The following is a 19,211-nucleotide window of genomic DNA, read 5'->3' on the forward strand; positions in this document are numbered from 1 at the left end:
CCTGTGATCTAAGTCACGTTTTGCCGACTACGTTATGTGTCGAGGCCCTAACGACACTTTCGTCCCGACATAAATAACCCCCGCATAGCCTGCGAAAACGTGATCTCTCCGTCACGATCAGCAAAGGTCTCTGACAGATAACAGCACGGTCACGACGGTCGAGACGCCTTCCGGATCGCCCAGACAGGGTTCCACCTGCGGAGATCACCACGCTATGTTCCTTGCTATCCCTTTACTGACGCATGGGACGCATGTTGCGACCCACGACAGAGCAAGGAGCAGTTCCCTTGAAGCGCATCCTCATCCCCGCCGGTGGCGCCATCCTGGCCACCGGTCTTCTGGCTGCCGGCCTCGCCGGTGCCGCCCAGGCCGACGACACGACCGCCAGTGACCCGATGGCGACGAGCGCGGCCAACGCGAAGGCCATCGCCGAATTCTGGGCGGACAACAACAGCGCGGCCCTCAAGGCAGCCACCGAGTCCAACGTCTGGTCGAAGTCTGAAGTCGCCAAGCTGCAGAGCAAGGGTGGCTACAGCTCCGACACCAAGCCCGGGTCGACTGCTCCGATCGGCGAGGAGAAGAAGACCACTGCCAAGACGCAGAACGTGAACCTGCCGAAGACCATCGGCAAGGTGTTCTTCGTCAACAGCAAGGGCGAGAAGAAGTGGTGCTCCGCCACTTCGATCCAGTCGACCTACCGCAACCTGGTCGCCACGGCCGGTCACTGCGTGTACGACACTGCGAACAACACGGACCTCGTGTCCAAGTGGGTCTTCGTCCCCGGTTACTACCAGGGCAAGTCCCCTTGGGGCATCTACGTGGGCAAGACGGCCTTCACCCACTACGACTTCGATGTCTACGAGGACTACGACCGCGACTACGCGTTCGTGACCGTGTACAACGGCGTGCAGCTGGGCGCCGGCAAGTCCACGAAGATCACCTTCGATGAGGCCAAGGCCGCTCAGGCCAAGGGCCAGGTCGTCGATGTCAAGGCGACCGAGGTCAAGAAGGAAGAGTACGAGTCGGCCATCAAGGACCCGACGAAGCTTCCTTACTACGACCTCAAGCTCGGCACCGCGAAGAAGGTCACCGGCCCGGACTACCCCGGCGCCGTCGTGGACAAGAAGGAAGTCTCCAAGTCCGTGTACGAGGCCGCCAAGGCCAAGGGCACCGGCAGGGGCCAGGACTTCATCTACGGTGAGCCGGTCGTCGAGAACGTCGACAAGGCCACCTGGACCGCCTACGAGGGCCCGGGTGAGAAGGGTGAGGGCGCCGACAAGTTCGGCAACTACCTCATCACCCACTACTACACCCAGGACTGGTACGTCCCCGGCACGGACACCAAGTACTACCGCCTCGACTACTTCGTGATCGAGGGCTTCGCCAAGGACGCCGGTCGCCTCGGCGACAACGTCGGCGGCCAGGGCTTCGCGTGGAACCAGCCCACCGGTAAGTACGTCCGCGTGTTCGGCTACCCGGCCTCGGCTCACCCCGACGGCAACAAGGCCTACACCGGCATTACGCCGAAGTGGTGCTACGGCAAGACCTCGGGCAAGCTTGTCGGCTCCGCCGCCAAGAAGATCGAGGAGCACGTTGCCCTCAAGTGCGCCATGACCGAGGGCGCCGACGGTGGCCCGTGGCTGTACAAGTACAGCAACAGCAAGCGTCTCGGCTACGTGAACGGTGTCACCAGCACCTTCAACGACCAGGACAGCAACGGCCGCGTGGACTACATCTCGTCGCCGTACTTCGACGGCGAGACCAACACCGTCTACAAGGCCGCTGCGGCCTCGTGGTCCGGCAAGGTGGTCTAAGTAACGCATAGCGACCGGCTCTGAGCCGTTCGTGTAACCGTTACAAGCGAAGGGCCCGGCATCCCGCCGGGCCCTTCCGCTTTTTCCGGCCAAAGTGAAGGCGCTTGGACGCATGGGATGCCCAGACGGTGCCATCAACTCGATGTGATCTGCGTCACATCGCCTCGCCCGGCCGAATCAGAGGAGCGCCTCGACATCGCGGATCACACTGACAACTTCCTTATGTTGATCAGGGCAAATGACCGCAAGGCCCGCTTCCTTCACCTCCTGCGCAACATCCGCCTAAACATCACAGAACGATCACGCCCGGCTTGTCGCATCTTTTCCTTCCAAAGCGGCTACCCGAGTTCAAGATCGACACTGTATGTTCCTGGCTATCCCTTTACTGACGCATGGGACGCAAGAAGCGTTCCACGACAGCGCAAGGAGTTACCTTGAAGCGCATCCTCCTCCCCGCCAGTGGCGCCATTCTGGCCACTGGTCTCCTGGCCGCCGGTCTTGCCGGTACGGCCCAGGCCGACGACACGCTGTCCGCCGACCAGCTCGCCAGTGACGCCAAGGCTGCTGAGATCCTGGACTTCTGGACCAAGGCCGACAACGCCGCCCTGAAGTCCGCCAAGGCGTACTACTGGGACAACAAGGACGTCAAGAAGATCGTCTCCAAGGGTGGTTATACGGCTGACGGCAAGCCGGGTTCCACCGCGCCCATCGGCGAGGAGAAGAAGTCCACCGTCAAGTCCCAGAACGTGAACCTGCCGAAGACCATCGGCAAGGTGTTCTTCGAGGGCCGTGACGGTAACCTCTACTGGTGCTCCGGCACCTCCATCCAGGCGAAGTACCGCAACCTGGTCGCGACGGCCGGTCACTGCGTCTACGACATCGCCGGGAACGACGAAGTCGTTTCCCGCTGGGTCTTCGTCCCCGGTTACTACCAGGGCAAGGCTCCTTGGGGCATCTACGTGGGCAAGCAGGCCTTCACCCACTACGACTTCGACGTGTACGAGGACTTCGACCGCGACTACGCGTTCGTCACCGTGTACAACGGCATCGGTGGCGTGCTCAACGCCGCGACCAAGGTCACGTACGAGGAGTACCAGGCCGCTAAGGCCAAGGGTCAGGCGACTGACGTCAAGGCCACGGAGATCAGCAAGGCTGACTACGACAAGGGCCAGAACGGCCCGGACAAGGTCTACTACGACAGCAAGCCGGGCGAGGACGCGAAGGTCGTTGGACCTGACCACCCCGGTGCCGTTGTCGAGAAGATCGAAGTCACCAAGGCCAAGTACGAGGCCGCCAAGGCTCTGGGCACTGGCCGTGGCCAGGGCTTCCAGTGGGGCGACCCGCTGGAGGAGCAGGTCGACAAGGCCAAGTACGACGCGGCGCCTGAGGACTCCCGGCGGACCGACGCGGCCGGCAACTACTTCGTGACGCACTACTACGTCCAGAAGTGGTCCGTGCCTGGCAAGGACGCCAAGTACTACCGTCTCGACTTCTACGTGATCTCCCACAAGATCAAGAGCGTTGGCCGTCTCGGCGACAACGTTGGCGGTCAGGGCTTCGCGTGGAACCAGCCGACCGGCAAGTACGTCCGTACCTTCGGTTACCCGTCGAACCCGCACCCCGACGGCAGCAAGCCTTACTCCGGCGTTACGCCGAAGTGGGTTTACGGCAAGACCGGTGCGAAGGCGACCAAGGTTCCGTCGCTGAAGATCGAGGAGCACATCTCGCTGAAGGGCGCCGTCACCGGCGGCTTCAACGGCTCCCCGTGGCTGCTCAAGTACAACAACGCCAAGCGTCTTGGCTACGTCAACGGCGTGACCAGCGTTCTGTACGACACGGACGGCAACGACCGTTGGGACTACCTGTCCAGCCCGTACTTCGACGGCGAGACCAACACGGTGTACACCGCTGCGGCCAACGTCTGGTCGGGCGACATCACCTGGGGCCTGCCCAAGTAGTCTCGGGTGATCTTCTGAGCTGAGAGTCTGACTCGCAGTTCAACCCAGTTTGTACCCAAAGGGCCCGGCATCCTGCCGGGTCCTTTGGCTTTTCTGGTGCAATCTGAGAATTCCCCTTACCAGAGTTACTAAAGGGTCGATAGGGTCTTTACACCCCTTTTGACAACTGTGGAGCCTCCCGTGAAGCGCCTGCTCATCCCCCTCGCCGCCGCCGGCCTGAGTGCCGCCGCCATCGTCATGCCCGCCAATGCCGCGCCGCACTGGGCCACCGAGAATCTCCAGCCCAAGCCTGCGGACGCGTACAGCACCGCCTATTTCTGGCTTGACTCCAACGGCGCCGCCCTGCGCAAGGCCACCCAGTACCACTGGGACTCCAAGGACGTGCCCAAGCTGGTCACGTCGCAGAGCAACGGCGCGCCTGACGGCAAGCCCGGCATGACCGGCCCGACCACCACGCCTAAGGCGGGCACGTCCAAGAACGTCAACCTGCCCAAGACCATCGGCAAGGTCTTCTTCCTCGACAAGAGCGGCCACTCTCGCTGGTGCTCCGCCACGTCCATCCAGGCCAGGAACCGCAACCTGGTCGCCACCGCGGGCCACTGCGTCTTCGCGAACGGCAAGGACGACGTCTACGACAAGTGGGTGTTCATCCCCGGCTACTACCAGGGCAAGGCCCCCTGGGGCGTCTACGCCGGCGCCTACGCCTTCACCGCCTACGACCTCGACACCTATGACGACTACGACGGCGACTTCGCCTTCGTGGCCGTTCACAACGGCTTCGCGCTGGCCGGTGAGAAAGAGGTGTCGCACAACGAGTTCAAGGCGTGGGCGGGCGACAAGTGGCTCAGGCCGCGCGAGATCGACGCCACGGAGTTCCGCAAGTGCCAGTTGAACCTCGGCGACTGCTGGTCCGAGGGTGAGGACAAGCCGGCCGACCTGGTGGGTCCCGACTACCCCGGTGCCGTGCTGGAGAAGGTCGAGGTCAGCTCGGCCACGTACCAGGCCGCCGGTACCGGCAGGGGCCAGGGCTTCAAGTTCGGCGAGCCCGTGGTCGAGCACGTCTCCAAGGCGCAGTGGGATGCTTACTCCGGGCCTGGCAGCAAGGGCGAAACCCCCGACCAGTTCGGCAACTACACCGTCACCCACTACTACACGCAGAAGTGGGTCAAGCCCGGCACCTCGCGTAAGTACTACGAGGCGCACTACGTCATCGGCTTCGCCAAGGACCTGGGCCGGCTCGGTGACGTCGTCGGCGGTCAGGGTGTCGCCTGGAACCAGCCCCTGGGCCAGAGCGTGACCGCCTTCGGGTACCCCGCCGACCCGCACCCCGACGGCGACAAGCCGTTCAGCGGCGTCACGCCCAAGTGGTGCGCCGGCAAGACCGGTACCAAGACCACCCAGGTCAACACCTTCAGGGTGGACACGCACCAGACGCTCAAGTGCTCGATGACCGGCGGCGCCGACGGCGGCCCCTGGCTCATCAAGTACAACAACAGCAAGCGCACCGGCTACGTCAACGGCGTGACCAGCTTGTTCTACGACAACGACGGCAACGGCCGCGTCGACTACATCAGCGCCGCGATCTTCGACGGTGAGGTGGCCGCCGTCTACGACAAGGCCAACTACGCCGCCACGAAGTCGATCGTGGGCCCCAAGGGCGAGCTGCTCAAGTAAGGCAAACGGAACGGCCCCGGACGTGCGCGCGTCCGGGGCCGTTCGCGTCATCTACACGACGGTGAGCGCGTCTACACGACGGTGAGCGCGTCTACACGGCGGTGAGCTCCCGCGTGCGCTCGCGCAGCGCCCGCACCGGGCGCTCGTTCTTGTACGGCTCCAGCCGCCGCCGGAGATCGGCCGCGTAGGAGCGCGAGCGGGCCGACTGCAGGTCGCCGGCCAGTGTCAGCGCGTTGGCGGCGGTCGCACAGGCCTCCTCCAGCTCGCCGCACTGCAGCAGCCCGGCCGCCAGCAGCGACAGGTTGAACATCCGCCCGCGCACGAAGCGGGTGTCCATGTCGAGCGAGCGCCGCGCCTGGCGCACGGTGCGCTCGCCCTCCCCCAGATCCCTGAAGCAGTGGGCGAACTTGGCCGACAGATAGGCCTCGTCGAAGTAGCTGAGCCACGTGGGCTCCTCGGCGGGCTTGCGGGTGTCGAAGGCGCACTCGGCCTCGTGCAGGGCGGCACCGCAGGAGCGGGGGTCGCCCAGGCCCGCGTGCGCGTGGGCCTCCAGGACGTGCGCGGAGGACAGCAGGGTCTGCACACCGGCCCGGCGGGCCGCGAGCTGGGCGGACCTGGCCAGGTCGAGGGCGTGGGCCGACTGGCCCATGTAGATGGCCTGGTGGGCCATTCCGGCCAGGATCTCCCCGCCCAGGGTGTGGTCGTCGGCGCCCCTGGCCAGGCGGAGCGCCTGGATGAGGTAGCGCTGGGCGAGGCCGTGCTGCTCCATGTCGTAGGCCATCCAGCCGGCCAGACGGGTCAGCTCGGCCGCCGCCGAGGCCAGCTGACGGCCCGTGCTCTCGCCGTAGGAGCCTTCTCTGAGCAAGGGGGAGACGGCGGTGTCGAGGTATTTGACCACGGACGAGCGGACCCGGCCGCTGCCGAACCGATTGTCGAGCTCCCCGAACGAACGGGTGACCTCATGGATGGCGGCGATGTCGGCGCGGCCCACGCGTCGCAGGCCCGTGCCGCTCGGTCGCCCTTCGGTGGGGGACGTCAGCCAGCGGATGGCTCCGACGGAGCCCGCCCCTATCGCGAACGTCGAGTCGATCAGGAACCTCCGTCTCTCCACGTCGGCCCGCCACAGCGCCGTCACGGTCGCGACCCCCTCCTGCCACGTGTGCGTGAACTCCTGTCCGAGGTCGAGGGGGGTGATGATGGCCGGCATCCCCAGGTCCTCTGAGGTCACCTGCCGGCCCAGCCGCAGTGCGAAGATCTCGGTGAGCAAGGAGGGCACCGGGTCACGCGGTCTCTGGCCTCCGATCCACCGCAGCACTGAGCTGTGGTCGTACTTGAGGCCGGGAGTGCCACGTGCGGCGCCCAGATCGTTGAGGCGCCTGGCCAGTCCCTTGTGGGAAAAACCCGCCTCCGCGATGAGCTGCTGCAGCAGTCGATTAGGCTCGCGTTCCATCGCTCTCCTCGTCACAGGAGTCGGCGCCCACATCCTTACAGAGAGCTACTGTTATAGCACCTTGCGTAAAGAGTTTTTGGCAGTTCCCAAAGGTCACCCGAACTCCCGTCCCGCCCCGGCCCGATCAGGGCGCCCACCTACCCCTGGCACCGGCGAATAACCCGAAGGCCGCTCCGACCTCGTACAAGCCGCAAAAAGGGGTGAGCGGGGGCCGAAAGCCCCCGCTCACCGGAAGAGGTCGGGTTCAGGCGCGGGCGACGCCGTCCGCGCGGGCCTGGGCGGCCACGGCGGCCGTGACCGCCGGCGCGACGCGGTCGTCGAACGGGCTCGGGATCACGTACGTCGCCGTGACCTCGTCGCCCACGACGGCCGCCAGGGCGTTCGCCGCGGCGACCTTCATGTTCTCGGTGATCGTGCTGGCCCGCACGTCCAGCGCCCCGCGGAACACCCCGGGGAAGGCCAGCACGTTGTTGATCTGGTTGGGGAAGTCGGAGCGCCCGGTGGCGACGACCCTGGCGTGCCTGGCGGCCACCTCAGGGTGGACCTCCGGCGTCGGGTTGGACAGGGCGAACACGATCGCGTCCGCGGCCATGGAGGCGATCGCCTGCTCGGACACGGTCGATCCGGACAGCCCCAGGAACACGTCGGCGCCCGCCAGGGCCTCCTCCGTCGAGCCGGTGTGGCCGGTGCGGTTGGTGTCGCGGGCCAGGGCCTCCTTGACGGGGTTGAGGCCCTCCCTGCCCTCGTAGATCATGCCCTTGGAGTCGGAGACCGCGATGTCGCCGATGCCCGCCTCCAGGAGGATGCGGGTGACGGCGACGCCGGAGGCGCCGGCGCCGGCCACGACCGCGCGCAGGTCGCCGAGGGAGCGGCCGGTCAGGCGGGCGGCGTTCTGGAGGGCGGCGAGCACGACGATGGCGGTGCCGTGCTGGTCGTCGTGGAAGACGGGGATGTCGAGCAGGTCGCGCAGCCGGTCCTCGACCTCGAAGCAGCGCGGGGCGCTGATGTCCTCGAGGTTGATGCCGCCGAAGGACGGCGCGAGGCGCACGACGGTCTCGACGATGGCGTCCACGTCGGTGCAGTCGAGGCAGATGGGGACGGCGTCGACGTTCGCGAACTCCTTGAACAGCAGCGCCTTGCCCTCCATGACCGGCATGGCCGCCGAGGGGCCGATGTCGCCGAGGCCGAGCACGGCGGTGCCGTCGGAGACGACGGCGACCACGTTGGAGACCCAGGTGTAGTCGTGGACCAGCGCGGGTGTGTCGGCGATGGCGGTGCAGACCCTGGCGACTCCTGGCGTGTAGGCGAGCGACAGATCATCCGCGTTGCGGACGGGAACGGTGGAGCGGACCTCGAGCTTGCCGCCGCGATGGAGCGCGAAGGCCGGATCCAGCTCGAACGGCTCGGCGGAAGCGGAAGCGGATGCAGAAGCGGGCGTGGCAGCCACAGCGACCCCTGTAATCATTGGAAGCGGAAGGACCTTCAGCGGACGTGCCGAGTGGGCTGGCTTCTGGTAGCTGCCAGGATCCCCTCGTCGACCGTCTCGGGAGGGGGTACGGGGGTCACCCGTCTCCCCATAGTGCCACATGCTGAGATGGTGTTCGGTGTCGGAGCCGACGCCGTTCTGTTGACGCATTGTTAAATGCATGGTGACCGACCGCGGCAAAGCCCCACTTAAACTGCACAAAACGCAAGTTTCGTGGCATTTCACTTTCGAGGAGGCCGTACATGGCCCTCAGTTCCCTGAGCCGTCGTGGCTATGCCGCCGGCGCGCTCGTCTTCGCCGCTGCTCTCACGCTGACCGCGTGCGGCAGCGAGTCCGGCTCGGGCACCGGCACGACCAGCGCCAGCGCCTCAGCGGCCGGCGGCGTCCAGCTCGTCCAGCCAGGCAAGCTCACCGTCTGCACGAACATCCCGTATGAGCCGTTCCAGTTCAAGGACGCGAGTGGCAAGATCGTCGGGTTCGACGTGGACATCGTGGATCTCGCCGCGAAGAAGCTGGGCGTGACCCAGGAGATCGTGGACATCGACTTCGCGGTGATCAAGAGTGGCGCGGCCATGGCGGCCAAGAAGTGCGACGTGGCCGCCGCGGGCATGACGATCACTCCGGACCGCCAGAAGAACATCGACTTCTCCGTCCCGTACTTCGACGCCACGCAGGCGCTGCTGGCCAAGAAGGGCACGGGCGCGACGTCGCTGGCCGATGTCAAGGCCAAGGGCCTCAAGCTGGGCGCCCAGGCCAGCACCACGGGCCTGGAGTACGTCAAGAAGCAGGGCTTCGACCCGACCGAGTACGCCGACTCGGCCAAGGAGCTGCTCGCCCTGCAGGCCGGTCAGGCGGACGTCATCGTCCAGGACCTGCCCGTCGTGCTCACCTGGCTCAAGAAGCCGGAGGTGGCCGAGAAGTTCGAGCTGATCGGCAGCCTCGACACCGGCGAGCAGTACGGCATCGGGCTGAAGAAGGGCGCCGACCCGGTCCTGCTCAAGACGATCAACGACGAGATCACCAAGGCCAAGCAGGACGGCACGTACGAGCAGATCTTCGTGAAGTGGTTCGGCAAGAAGCCCGGCGAGCTGGGCTGATCCATGGCCGACCAGCCGAAGACGGCTGAGCCTGCGCGCGCCAGGCTCAGCCCGCGGAAGAAGCAGCAGTACAGCCGCGGCGCCCAGTACATCGTGCTGGTCGCCGCGCTCGTCGCCGTCGTGCTGTACGCCGACTGGGGCAATCTGGCACAGAACTTCGCCAAGCCCGAGGTCGCGAGCGAGGCGCTGCCCGAGCTGTTCACGATCGCCCTGCGGAACACCGTCATCTACACGCTCAGCGGGTTCGTCTTCTCGTTCGTGGTGGGACTGGTGCTCGCCCTGATGCGGCTCTCACCGGTGCGGCCCTACCGGTGGATCGCGATCATCTACATCGAGATCTTCCGCGGGCTGCCGGCTCTGCTGATCTTCATCATGATCACCTTCCTGCCGATCGCGCTGCCCGGCTTCGAGGTGCCCTTCGGCACCTACGGCCAGGTCGCGCTCGGCCTCGGCGTGATCGGCGCCGCCTACCAGGCGGAGGTCTTCCGCGCCGGTCTGCAGGCCGTGCCCAAGGGCCAGACGGAGGCGGCCAGGTCGCTGGGCATGTCCGCGACCAGGACGCAGGTCACCGTGGTCATCCCGCAGGCCATCCGCATGGTCATCCCGCCGACCACCAACCAGTTCGTGGCCCTGCTCAAGGACTCCTCGCTGGTGCTGTTCCTCGGTGTGTCCAGCGAGTACGTCGAGCTGGCCAAGTTCGGCAACGACCTGGCCTCCCAGTACGCCAACGCCACGCCCATCATGGTCGCGGGCGTGACGTACCTGATCGTCACGATCCCGCTGGGCTATCTCGCGTCCCGGCTGGAGCGGCGTAAGGGAAGGATCCAATGACCCACGCCATCGAGCTGAGAGACCTGCACAAGTACTTCGGCAGCAACGAGGTGCTCAAGGGCATCGACCTGACGGTCGAGCCCGGCCAGGTGGTCTGCGTCATCGGCCCGTCGGGCTCGGGCAAGTCCACCCTGCTGCGCTGCGTGAACCTGCTGGAGGAGCCCACCAAGGGCAAGGTGTTCGTCAAGGGGGCCGAGCTGACCCACCCCGACGTGGACATCGACGCCGCCAGGCGGCACATCGGCATGGTCTTCCAGCAGTTCAACCTTTTCCCGCACATGACCGCGCTGCAGAATGTGATGATCGCCCAGCAGCGGGTGCTGAAGCGCGGCAAGCGGGAGGCCGAGATCGTGGCCAGGGAGAACCTGGACAAGGTCGGCGTCGGCGAGAAGTGCGACTCCTTGCCCGGCCAGCTGTCGGGCGGGCAGCAGCAGCGGGTGGCGATCGCCAGGGCGCTGGCCATGAACCCGGAGCTGATGCTGTTCGACGAGCCCACCTCGGCGCTCGACCCGGAGCTGGTCGGCGACGTGCTCACCGTCATGCGCAAGCTGGCGGAGGAGGGGATGACCATGCTGGTCGTCACCCACGAGATGGGATTCGCCCGCGAGGTGGCCGACCGGGTGGTGTTCATGGACGGCGGCGTGATCGTCGAGGACGGCGTGCCGGCCCAGGTGATCGGCGAGCCCCAGCAGGAACGCACGCGCACGTTCCTGCACCGCGTACTGCATCCGGAAGGGTAACCCGAGAGACGCAGGCAGGCGGGGCGCCACCGCGCCCCGCCTTCTCGTGTAATACTCCGGCATGGACCTGACCTCTTACGCCGAGTGGGCGGTCCGGCTAGCCAACGATCCCAGCCCCCCGCCGGAGCTGCGGCCGCTGCGCGACGAGCTGGCCGCCGTGTTCGACGCCGCCGGCGACCAGCGGGACGCGGTCGCGCGGCTCAACGCCCTGCTCGTGCGCTATCCCGTACGCCCCCAGCTCTCCGACCACGACGGCAGCGGCTGGCATCTGCACCTCGCGGAGGACTACGCCGCCGGAGCCGTGATGGGCCTGGCCGCGCTGGTGGCGGAGCTGGGCGTGGACCGGCTCGGCCGCTGCCAGGAGCCGCACTGCGAGCGGGCCTTCCTCGACACCTCCTCCAACCGCTCACGCCGCTACTGCTCGGCCAGGTGCGCCAGCCGGGCGAACGTGGCCGCCTATCGCGCCCGTCTCAAGAGCGGCCAGTAGCGCAGCACCACCCTGCCGACGATCTCCTCGACCGGGCCGAAGTCCCAGCTGTCGCGCCGCCCACTGGCCCGCTGATTGTCGCTCTCCAGCCACCAGCCGTCCGCGCCGCGCCACTGCGCCCGTTTCACGATGAGCTGATCGGGGTCGCCTGGCAGGCGGGCCACCACGAGGTCGCCGGGATGGACGATGGCCCCCCGGCGTACCAGGAGCCAGTCGCCGGGAACCAGCGCAGGACGCATGGAATCGCCCTCGACACGCACTCTCATGGGCTGTGACCCCCTACCCGCAGGCGTTCTGGACCCGAGTAAGGTCGGTTGTGGACCAAGCTGATTCAGCATCAAGGAAGGACTTTCTGATGCTCGCACGACTGCTACGACCCAAGCATGTCGCTTCCGCACACTGCGACCTGCCCTGTGGGGTCTACGACCCCGCTCAGGCCCGCATCGAGGCCGAGTCGGTCAAGGCGATCATGGAGAAGTACGCCGGCAACGAGGACCCGGTCTTCCGCGCCCGTGCGCTGACCATCAAGGAAGATCGCGCCGAGCTCGTCAAGCACCACCTCTGGGTGCTCTGGACCGACTACTTCAAGCCGCCGCACCTGGAGCAGTACCCTCAGCTTCACCAGCTCTTCTGGGACGCCACAAAGCTCGCGGGCGCCGCCGGTGCCAAGGGCACCGTGGACGTCGCCAAGGCCGAGGACCTGCTGGGCAAGATCGACGAAATCTCCAAGATCTTCTGGGCGACCAAGGCCGCCTAAAACAGCACATAAGGCTCTGTGCGGTCGCAGACCGCGCAGAGCCTTTTCTGTTGATGGCGAGTCTGATTCGTCCAACCACCGCTCGGGGGCGGTAAGTTGCAGTTGGCGTCGGATACGGTGAGCCGCGTCAGCGGCTCACCGCACGTAGCGTCCGCACGTAGGCGAGGAGGAACGTGACCGAGGAAACCGAGACGCGCGCGGAAGGCGTGGCAGGCATTCGCGACGTGGTGAGCATCAGGCTCCCCGCGGCGAGCGCCTACCTGTCTGTGCTGCGTACGGCCACCGCCGGGCTGGCGGCGCGGCTGGACTTCACGCTCGACGAGATCGAGGATCTGCGGATCGCGGTCGACGAGGCGTGCGCCATGCTCCTGAGTGAGGCGGTGCCCGGCACCGATCTCACCGCCGAGTTCGAGCTGACCGGGCAGGAGATGCAGGTCAGGGTCGAGGTGGCGACGGTCGGTAGCTCCGCGCCCAAGCGTGACGACTTCGCCTGGATGGTGCTGACCGCACTGGCCGACGACGTCGACGCGGTGACCGGCTCTCCCGATCGCATGGCGATCGTCCTGCGTAAGCGTCGAGGCGCAGCGAGGTCGGCGTGACGGAAAGGACTGGAGCCATGGCCACCAGCGAACACGCCGTGCCCGACAGGGTGCGCGCCCGCATGCTCTTCGCCGAGCTGGCCGAGCTGGGCCCCGAGGAGCCGCGCCGCCAGCGCATCAGGGATGAGCTGGTCGAGCTTCACCTTCCCCTGGTCGAATACCTGGCTCGTCGTTTCCGCAACCGGGGTGAGTGGCTCGACGACCTCACCCAGGTCGCCACCATCGGGCTGATCAAGTCCATCGACCGCTTCGACCTCAACCGCGGCGTGGAGTTCTCCACCTACGCCACGCCCACCATCGTCGGCGAGATCAAGCGGCACTTCCGCGACAAGGGCTGGGCGGTCCGCGTGCCGCGCCGCCTGCAGGAGCTCAAGCTCTCGCTGACCAAGGCGATAAGCGATCTGTCGCAGCGCGAGGGCCGGGCGCCGACCGTTGCCGAGCTGGCCACCTACCTCAAGATGACCGAGGAGGAGGTGCTCGAAGGACTGGAGTCGGCCAACGCCTACTCGACCGTGTCCCTCGACGCGCCCGACTCCGGCGACGACGACGCCCCCGCGGTGTCCGACTCGCTCGGCATCGTGGACGAGTCGCTGGAGGGCGTCGAATACCGCGAGTCGCTCAAGCCGCTGCTCGAACGGCTGCCGCCGCGCGAGAAGCGGATCCTGCTGCTGCGGTTCTTCGGCAACATGACGCAGTCGCAGATCGCGACCGAGCTGGGCATCTCGCAGATGCACGTCTCGCGCCTGCTCGCCCGCACCCTGGCCCAGCTGCGCGAGGGCCTGACCGCGGACGACTAGCCGTCACCGTAGAGGGCGTGGGTGGTGGGAGGCGCCAGCAGGGTCACCAGCCCGGCCACGGCGGCCACGATCAGCGGGATCCCGAGCTGCGGCTGATCCGACTGGATGAGCGTGACGCCGACGGGCAGCAGGAAGATCTGGGTCAGCACGGCCGGCGACCTCCCCCACCGCTCCATCTTGTACAGCCCGCCCCAGGCCACCCAGACCAGCCCCGCGCCGACCAGCAGGCCGAACACGGCCTCCGCCAGAGCGGTCGTCATCGCGTCCGGTGCGCCGGTGAGCGTCTCCACCGCGACCAGGACGCCGAGCCCGAGCGCCACCAGGCCCTCCAGGGCGACGACTGCGGCGGCTATGTAGAGGGTCAGGGGACGAGGGTTCACGCCCGTACCCTACCCGCGTCGCGTACGACGCGGGGAAATAGGACGTTCGGCCGATAAGGCGGACATCGATCACCGGCTACGCTGGCGTTATGCGCGCCATGCTGCTGGTCAATCCCAAGGCCACCACCACGAACGCACGTACGCGTGACGTGCTGATCCGCGCGCTCGGCGCGGCCGTGGAGCTTTCTGTCGAGGAGACCCGCTACCGCGGCCACGCCGCGGCGCTGGCCGCCACCGCCCGTGCCAAGGGCTATGACGTGGTGGCGGTCCTCGGCGGCGACGGGACCATCAACGAGACCGTCAACGGCCTGCTCAACCCGGTCAACGGCGACGAGCCGGGCGAGCTCCCGCCGGGCGACGACCCGAGCGCCGGGCGGCCCGCGCTCATCGTCATCCCCGGCGGCAGCGCGAACGTGTTCGCCCGCGCGCTGGGGCTGCCGAACGACCCGACCGAGTCCACGGGCGCGGTGCTGGAGGCGCTCAGCGAGGGCCGGCGCAGGACCGTGGGTTTGGGGCAGGCCCTCTGGGAGGGGCAGAGCCGCTACTTCACGTTCTGCTCGGGCATGGGTTACGACGCCGAGGTTGTACGGGCCGTAGAAGGCCTCCGGGGCACCGGCAGGAAAGCTACCCCTACACGGTATGTGAACACCGCTCTGAGGCACTATCTGGCCACGGACAAGCGGCATCCTCCGATGCGCCTGACCGGTCCGGGGATTCCGGCGGCCGACGGGGTGTACATGGCGATCATCTCCAACACCTCGCCCTGGACGTACGTGGGGACGCGACCGGTCACGCCGACCCCGTGGGCCAGCTTCGAGACGGGGCTCGACCTGCTCGGGCTGCGCCGGATGGGACCGATGACCCTGGCCACCACGATCCGGCAGATCCTCACGGAGAGTGAGGTTCTTCCGTCCGGCCGGCACCTCGTCCAACTGCACGACGAGCCCGAGTTCACCCTCACCGCGGATCGCCCTGTGGCCTTCCAGCTGGACGGCGACTACCTGGGCGAACTTGAAACCGTGACATTCCGGTCTACACCGAACGCGTTACAAGTTCTGGTCTAGTTGGTTACATTCGGTCATTGTGTGACGCATCCGACATCCATAACCGCCAAAACTTCGCGCCAACCCTCTTGCGTGCACTCTGCGTGGCTGAAAAGCTCAACACTGACGTCGGAACGTAGGACCTTTAACAACCCCAAGGCCCTCCGCGCGTCAACGGGCGACCCCGGTCTTTACAGGATTCGGGTAATCGTTCGGCTGAGTTAGTGAAACTCTTCACAAAGTAGTAGCCGCACGGAGCCGACCAAAGGCTCCATCTACTAAGGAGTGGACGCATGGACTGGCGCCACCGAGCTGCCTGCCGTGACGTGGACCCCGAGCTGTTCTTCCCGATCGGCAACACTGGCCCGGCCCTCATGCAGATCGAGGAGGCCAAGCAGGTCTGCCGGTCCTGTTCGGCCGTCGAGCGCTGCCTGAAGTGGGCGCTGGAGTCCGGTCAGGACGCCGGCGTCTGGGGCGGTCTGAGCGAGGACGAGCGTCGCGCTGTCAAGCGTCGTTCTGCTCGTGCCCGTGCCCGCGCCTCCGCCTGAACCCAACTGAACCTTCCCGTCACGCGCGCCGCGCTCAAGCGGCCGGGAGCGGGATCGACAGCGTGACCACCGTGCCGCCTTCCAAGCGCGGCTGGATGGACAGCTTGCCCGACAGCTCGCCCTCCACCAGCGTACGGACGATCTGCAACCCCAGGCTGGTGGAGCTGTCGAGGTCGAAACCCGCGGGCAGACCGCGGCCGTCGTCCCATACGGTGACGTGCAGCCGATCGGCCGTGGGCTCCACGAGCACCTCGAGCCGCTTGGGCCGTCCGTGCTGCAACGCGTTCTGCAGCAGCTCGGTCAGCGCCATGGCCACCGGCGTGGCGATGAGCGACGGCAGGACGCCGAAACCTCCGATGCGCTTGGGCATGACGGCCACCTCCGCCGCCGACACCTCGCCGGCCATCGCGATCACCCGATCCGCGATCTCGTCGAAGTCCACGAACTCCTCCGGCGCATGAGACAGCGTCTCGTGCACGATCGCGATCGAGCCGACCCGGCGTACCGCCTCCTCCAGAGCCTCCCTGCCCTCCGGCACCTGCAGCCGCCGCGCCTGGAGCCTGAGCAGCGCGGCCACGGTCTGCAAATTGTTCTTCACCCGGTGGTGGATCTCCCTGATCGTGGCGTCCTTGGTCATCAGCTCGCGCTCGCGCCGCCGCAGCTCCGTCACGTCCCTGATGAGCACCAGCGCGCCGATGCGGCCGCCGCCGACGATCAGCGGGATGGCCCTGAGCTGCACGATCGTGCCGCCGGACTCGACCTCGGTCTCCTTCGCCGCCCGCCCGCTGGCCACGATCATGAGGTCTTCGTTGATGGGCTCGTCCGAGTAGCACAGCGTCGCGGTGACCCGGCCCAGCTCGGCTCCGACCAGGTCGGCGTGCAGGCCGAGCCGGCGGTAGGCCGACAGGGCGTTCGGGGAGGCGTATGTGACGCGCCCGGCCCGGTCGAGCCTGAGCAGCCCGTCGCCGACGCGCGGCGAGCGGACCAGGATCGGCTCCTCGCCGGAGAAGGGGAAGCGCCCCTCCGCGACCATCTGCGCCAGGTCGGAGGCGCTCTGCAGGTAGGTCAGCTCCAGGCGGGACGGGGTGCGGGCCGAGGAGAGGTTCGTGGAGCGCTGGATCACCGCGAGGAAGCGGCCCTCACCGTTCTCGACGGCCCGGCGGACCGGGATCGTCTCCTCCCTGACCGGGACGCCCGTGGACCAGTCGGGGTCGCCCTCACGGCAGATGCGGCGCTCGTTCCAGGCCGTGTCGATGAGGTGGCGCTCGCCCTTGGCCGCGACGCTGCCGACGATGTCGTCGTGATAGACGGTCGGCCCGGTCGTCGGGCGCATCTGAGCGATCGCGATCCAGCCACTCTCCCCCAGCAGCGGCGCCCACAGGATCAGGTCGGCGAAGGACAGGTCGGCCAGCAGCTGCCAGTCGGAGACCAGCGAGTGCAGCCAGTCGAGGTCGGCCTCGTCGAGCGTGGTGTGGCGGGCTACGAGGTCGCTGAGAGTCGGCACGAGTGCATCATGCGTGCTTTCCCCCGCAACAACCAAACCGGCCCCCGCGCGAATGGCCACCTTTGACTACGCATCGGAGACACGGGCAGGAGCCCGCTCGACCCGCCCGCACGCCCGCGCACTCGCACAGTGAAGGCGGATACGGCATCGTGCACCCAACTGGTTTTATCGGAAATCTCATATTGTGAGAACCATCACACTGCCGAAGACGCTCGAACCCCAGGACGGGCAGTGCTCGGCGATGCCGGAGGTGATCTCCACGACCAGGTGGTTCCGCCGCGACACGAGTCCGGGACCGGCCTCGGTGACGATCGCGCGCGTCGCTGTGGATATCCTTCACAATCAACCTGAGCTGCTCGGATCCGTGCGTGCCAGGAGCCGTACGCGCTCGGCGCCGGTCGGCCGCACAAGCCCGCGGTTGACCGCTCGGGCCAAAGTGAGTTCCGATGATCTCGCGGTGATCAGACACGCCCTCACCGCCGTGGCAGAAGTGAAGGTGAGCGCGTGACAGACGACAGCCCCCGCGTACCGAAGTACTACGACGTGAAACGGAGCCTGCTCGAGCTCACCAAGAGCCTGCCGGCGGGCTCGGCGCTGCCGCCCGAGCGCACGCTGGCCGTACGTTTCGAGACCTCGCGCACCACGGTCAGGCAGGCGCTGACCGAGCTGGTGGTGGAGGGCCGGCTGCTGCGGATCCAGGGCAAGGGCACCTTCGTGGCGCAGCCCAAGGTGGCGCAGGTGCTGCAGCTCACCTCGTACATCGGCGACCTGCGCACGGCCGGGCTGGAGCCGGACACCAAGATCCTGGAGATCGGCTACGTCACCGCGGACGAGGCCCTGGCCCGCCGCCTGGCCATCAACCCGGGCGGGCGCGTGCTGCGCATCCACCGGCTCAGGCTGGCCAACGGGGAGCCGGTCTCGATAGACACCACCCACCTGTCCGCGCGGCGCTTCCCGCGGCTGCGGCGGGAGCTGGAGGTGCACGCGTCGCTGTACGAGACGCTGCACAACGCCTACAACGTGCGGCTCACGGACGCCGAGGAGATCATCGAGACCGTCCTGGCCACGCCGTACGACGCCAAGGCGCTCGGCGTGGACGTCGGCCTGCCGATGCTGCTGCTCACCCGGCACGCCTTCGACGCCGACGGCAACCCGGTCGAGTGGGCGCAGTCGCTCTACCGCGGCGACCGCTACAAGTTCGTCACCCGCCTGCGCCGCCCCTGACCATCTCGCAGGGTCGCCGGCCTCGCGTCCTTCTAGGCTGAGATGCATGAGCGTTCTCGTCGTGACCGGCACCGACGTCGGCGTGGGCAAGACGGTCGTCGCGGCGGCCCTGGCGGCACTGGCCAGGGCGCGCGGCTCTTCCGTCGCCGTGGTCAAGCCCGCTCAGACCGGGACGGCTCCGGACGAGCCTGGAGACGTCGACCAGGTCATCCGGCTGTCGGGGATCACCACCACCTTCGAGCTCTGCCGGTACGCGGGCCCGCTCTCCCCTGCCGCCGCCGCCAGGGCCGCCGGGATGCCGCCCGTGTCCATGGCGGGGGCCGCCCGGCTGATCCGGGAGCTGGCCGAGAGCAACCGGCTGGTGGTCGTGGAGGGCACCGGAGGGCTGCTCGTACGCTTCGACGAGGACGGCGCGACCATCGCCGACCTGGCCCGGCTGCTGGACGCACAGGTCCTCGTCGTGGCCGGCGCCGGGGCGGGGACCGTCAACCACACCGCGCTCACCCTGGAAGCGCTCGCGCATCGCGGGCTCGACCTGGCCGGGCTCGTCATCGGGCGCTGGCCGGCCGCGCCGGGGATCGCCGCGGTGAGCGCCGTGAGCGACCTGGAGATGCTCGCCGCGCGGCCCCTGGCCGGGGCGCTGCCCGAAGGGGCCGGGACGCTCGGCGGGCCGGCGTTCGCCGAGACGGCCCACAAGGGGCTCGGCGCCACGCTGGGCGGCGCCTTCGACCCCGCGGCCTTCCGCCACCGGCTCCCCCCGGCCTAGGCGTCTGGAGGGTGGGGCTAACCCCACCATTGATCAGCACACCAGACCTATTTCGC

Annotated in this window: 19 protein-coding genes; 14 read left to right on the forward strand and 5 right to left on the reverse strand. The window is 67.5% G+C overall.

The window, feature by feature from the left end:
• Window positions 1–287: 287 nt before the first annotated feature.
• The 3 genes from ABEA43_RS26410 to ABEA43_RS26420 all read left to right on the forward strand — a co-directional run bounded on the left by ABEA43_RS26410 (window position 288) and on the right by ABEA43_RS26420 (window position 5,446).
• Window positions 288–1,814 carry a trypsin-like serine peptidase gene (locus ABEA43_RS26410; protein WP_345565821.1) on the forward strand — a complete coding sequence of 509 codons (1,527 nt, stop codon included), beginning with the start codon at window positions 288–290 and terminating at the stop codon, window positions 1,812–1,814.
• A 434-nt stretch (window positions 1,815–2,248) separates the two neighbouring features.
• Entirely contained in the window at window positions 2,249–3,772 is a 1,524-nt protein-coding gene (locus ABEA43_RS26415; RefSeq protein WP_345565823.1) for a trypsin-like serine peptidase, read from the forward strand.
• Window positions 3,773–3,952: 180 nt separating this feature from the next.
• A complete protein-coding gene (locus ABEA43_RS26420; RefSeq protein WP_345565825.1) occupies window positions 3,953–5,446 on the forward strand; it encodes a trypsin-like serine peptidase in 1,494 nt (497 codons plus the stop codon).
• A gap of 91 nt (window positions 5,447–5,537) precedes the next feature.
• Here the strand turns inward: ABEA43_RS26420 and ABEA43_RS26425 are convergent, their stop codons facing one another.
• Together ABEA43_RS26425 and ABEA43_RS26430 are read right to left on the reverse strand one after the other, a co-directional pair.
• Entirely contained in the window at window positions 5,538–6,896 is a 1,359-nt protein-coding gene (locus ABEA43_RS26425; RefSeq protein WP_345565827.1) for an NsdA family TPR-like regulatory protein, read from the reverse strand.
• Between the two features lie 244 nt (window positions 6,897–7,140).
• On the reverse strand, window positions 7,141–8,361 hold the full coding sequence (locus ABEA43_RS26430; RefSeq protein ID WP_425570367.1) for an NAD(P)-dependent malic enzyme: 1,221 nt from the start codon (window positions 8,359–8,361) through the stop codon (window positions 7,141–7,143).
• Window positions 8,362–8,624: 263 nt separating this feature from the next.
• Between ABEA43_RS26430 and ABEA43_RS26435 the strand changes: the two genes are divergently transcribed.
• From ABEA43_RS26435 to ABEA43_RS26450, 4 genes are all read left to right on the forward strand, one after another.
• Window positions 8,625–9,479 carry an ABC transporter substrate-binding protein gene (locus ABEA43_RS26435; RefSeq protein WP_345565831.1) on the forward strand — a complete coding sequence of 285 codons (855 nt, stop codon included), beginning with the start codon at window positions 8,625–8,627 and terminating at the stop codon, window positions 9,477–9,479.
• A 3-nt stretch (window positions 9,480–9,482) separates the two neighbouring features.
• Entirely contained in the window at window positions 9,483–10,310 is an 828-nt protein-coding gene (locus ABEA43_RS26440) for an amino acid ABC transporter permease (RefSeq protein ID WP_345565833.1), read from the forward strand.
• A complete protein-coding gene (locus ABEA43_RS26445; protein WP_345565835.1) occupies window positions 10,307–11,050 on the forward strand; it encodes an amino acid ABC transporter ATP-binding protein in 744 nt (247 codons plus the stop codon). Before ABEA43_RS26440 ends, ABEA43_RS26445 begins: the two co-directional genes overlap by 4 nt.
• Before the next feature lie 61 nt (window positions 11,051–11,111).
• On the forward strand, window positions 11,112–11,537 hold the full coding sequence (locus ABEA43_RS26450; protein WP_345565837.1) for a CGNR zinc finger domain-containing protein: 426 nt from the start codon (window positions 11,112–11,114) through the stop codon (window positions 11,535–11,537).
• On the opposite strand, the gene ABEA43_RS26455 is transcribed toward ABEA43_RS26450, so the two are convergent.
• Window positions 11,507–11,875, reverse strand: coding sequence for a S24 family peptidase (locus ABEA43_RS26455; RefSeq protein ID WP_425570368.1), 369 nt, complete (start codon window positions 11,873–11,875; stop codon window positions 11,507–11,509). The two genes, ABEA43_RS26450 and ABEA43_RS26455, sit on opposite strands and share 31 nt — an antisense overlap.
• Before the next feature lie 17 nt (window positions 11,876–11,892).
• Between ABEA43_RS26455 and sodN the strand changes: the two genes are divergently transcribed.
• From sodN to ABEA43_RS26470, 3 genes are all read left to right on the forward strand, one after another.
• Entirely contained in the window at window positions 11,893–12,294 is a 402-nt protein-coding gene (gene sodN, locus ABEA43_RS26460; protein WP_345565841.1) for a superoxide dismutase, Ni, read from the forward strand.
• A gap of 173 nt (window positions 12,295–12,467) precedes the next feature.
• Complete coding sequence (locus ABEA43_RS26465; protein ID WP_345565843.1) at window positions 12,468–12,893, forward strand: anti-sigma factor; 426 nt, start codon at window positions 12,468–12,470, stop codon at window positions 12,891–12,893.
• Between the two features lie 17 nt (window positions 12,894–12,910).
• Window positions 12,911–13,690, forward strand: a complete 780-nt coding sequence (locus ABEA43_RS26470) for an RNA polymerase sigma factor SigF (RefSeq protein ID WP_186404427.1) — start codon at window positions 12,911–12,913, stop codon at window positions 13,688–13,690.
• On the opposite strand, the gene ABEA43_RS26475 is transcribed toward ABEA43_RS26470, so the two are convergent.
• Window positions 13,687–14,070 carry a hypothetical protein gene (locus tag ABEA43_RS26475; protein WP_345565844.1) on the reverse strand — a complete coding sequence of 128 codons (384 nt, stop codon included), beginning with the start codon at window positions 14,068–14,070 and terminating at the stop codon, window positions 13,687–13,689. The two genes, ABEA43_RS26470 and ABEA43_RS26475, sit on opposite strands and share 4 nt — an antisense overlap.
• 89 nt (window positions 14,071–14,159) lie before the next feature.
• On the opposite strand from ABEA43_RS26475, the gene ABEA43_RS26480 reads away from it, so the two are divergent.
• Both ABEA43_RS26480 and ABEA43_RS26485 read left to right on the forward strand, forming a co-directional pair.
• Window positions 14,160–15,134, forward strand: a complete 975-nt coding sequence (locus tag ABEA43_RS26480) for a diacylglycerol/lipid kinase family protein (RefSeq protein WP_345565846.1) — start codon at window positions 14,160–14,162, stop codon at window positions 15,132–15,134.
• Window positions 15,135–15,406: 272 nt separating this feature from the next.
• The gene (locus tag ABEA43_RS26485) at window positions 15,407–15,661 is read left to right on the forward strand and encodes a WhiB family transcriptional regulator (protein WP_345565848.1); all 255 of its coding nucleotides are present in this window, start codon (window positions 15,407–15,409) and stop codon (window positions 15,659–15,661) included.
• 34 nt (window positions 15,662–15,695) lie between these two features.
• Here the strand turns inward: ABEA43_RS26485 and ABEA43_RS26490 are convergent, their stop codons facing one another.
• On the reverse strand, window positions 15,696–17,165 hold the full coding sequence (locus ABEA43_RS26490) for a histidine kinase N-terminal domain-containing protein (RefSeq protein ID WP_345565850.1): 1,470 nt from the start codon (window positions 17,163–17,165) through the stop codon (window positions 15,696–15,698).
• A gap of 504 nt (window positions 17,166–17,669) precedes the next feature.
• Between ABEA43_RS26490 and ABEA43_RS26495 the strand changes: the two genes are divergently transcribed.
• Entirely contained in the window at window positions 17,670–18,389 is a 720-nt protein-coding gene (locus tag ABEA43_RS26495; protein WP_345565852.1) for a GntR family transcriptional regulator, read from the forward strand.
• Window positions 18,390–18,435: 46 nt separating this feature from the next.
• Complete coding sequence (bioD, locus tag ABEA43_RS26500; protein WP_345565853.1) at window positions 18,436–19,155, forward strand: dethiobiotin synthase; 720 nt, start codon at window positions 18,436–18,438, stop codon at window positions 19,153–19,155.
• Window positions 19,156–19,211 lie beyond the last annotated feature (56 nt).

The sequence above is a fragment of the Nonomuraea rosea genome (assembly GCF_039539705.1).
In the GTDB taxonomy this organism is placed as follows: Bacteria; Actinomycetota; Actinomycetes; order Streptosporangiales; family Streptosporangiaceae; genus Nonomuraea; species Nonomuraea rosea.

Coding starts and splice junctions, on each gene's coding strand:
- ABEA43_RS26425 (WP_345565827.1), bottom strand. CDS start 6,896: ATGGAACGCGAGCCTAATCGACTGCTGCAGCAGCTCATCGCGGAGGCG.
- ABEA43_RS26430 (WP_425570367.1), bottom strand. CDS start 8,361: ATGATTACAGGGGTCGCTGTGGCTGCCACGCCCGCTTCTGCATCCGCT.
- ABEA43_RS26435 (WP_345565831.1), top strand. CDS start 8,625: ATGGCCCTCAGTTCCCTGAGCCGTCGTGGCTATGCCGCCGGCGCGCTC.
- ABEA43_RS26440 (WP_345565833.1), top strand. CDS start 9,483: ATGGCCGACCAGCCGAAGACGGCTGAGCCTGCGCGCGCCAGGCTCAGC.
- ABEA43_RS26445 (WP_345565835.1), top strand. CDS start 10,307: ATGACCCACGCCATCGAGCTGAGAGACCTGCACAAGTACTTCGGCAGC.
- ABEA43_RS26450 (WP_345565837.1), top strand. CDS start 11,112: ATGGACCTGACCTCTTACGCCGAGTGGGCGGTCCGGCTAGCCAACGAT.
- ABEA43_RS26455 (WP_425570368.1), bottom strand. CDS start 11,875: ATGCTGAATCAGCTTGGTCCACAACCGACCTTACTCGGGTCCAGAACG.
- sodN (WP_345565841.1), top strand. CDS start 11,893: ATGCTCGCACGACTGCTACGACCCAAGCATGTCGCTTCCGCACACTGC.
- ABEA43_RS26470 (WP_186404427.1), top strand. CDS start 12,911: ATGGCCACCAGCGAACACGCCGTGCCCGACAGGGTGCGCGCCCGCATG.
- ABEA43_RS26480 (WP_345565846.1), top strand. CDS start 14,160: ATGCGCGCCATGCTGCTGGTCAATCCCAAGGCCACCACCACGAACGCA.
- ABEA43_RS26485 (WP_345565848.1), top strand. CDS start 15,407: ATGGACTGGCGCCACCGAGCTGCCTGCCGTGACGTGGACCCCGAGCTG.
- bioD (WP_345565853.1), top strand. CDS start 18,436: ATGAGCGTTCTCGTCGTGACCGGCACCGACGTCGGCGTGGGCAAGACG.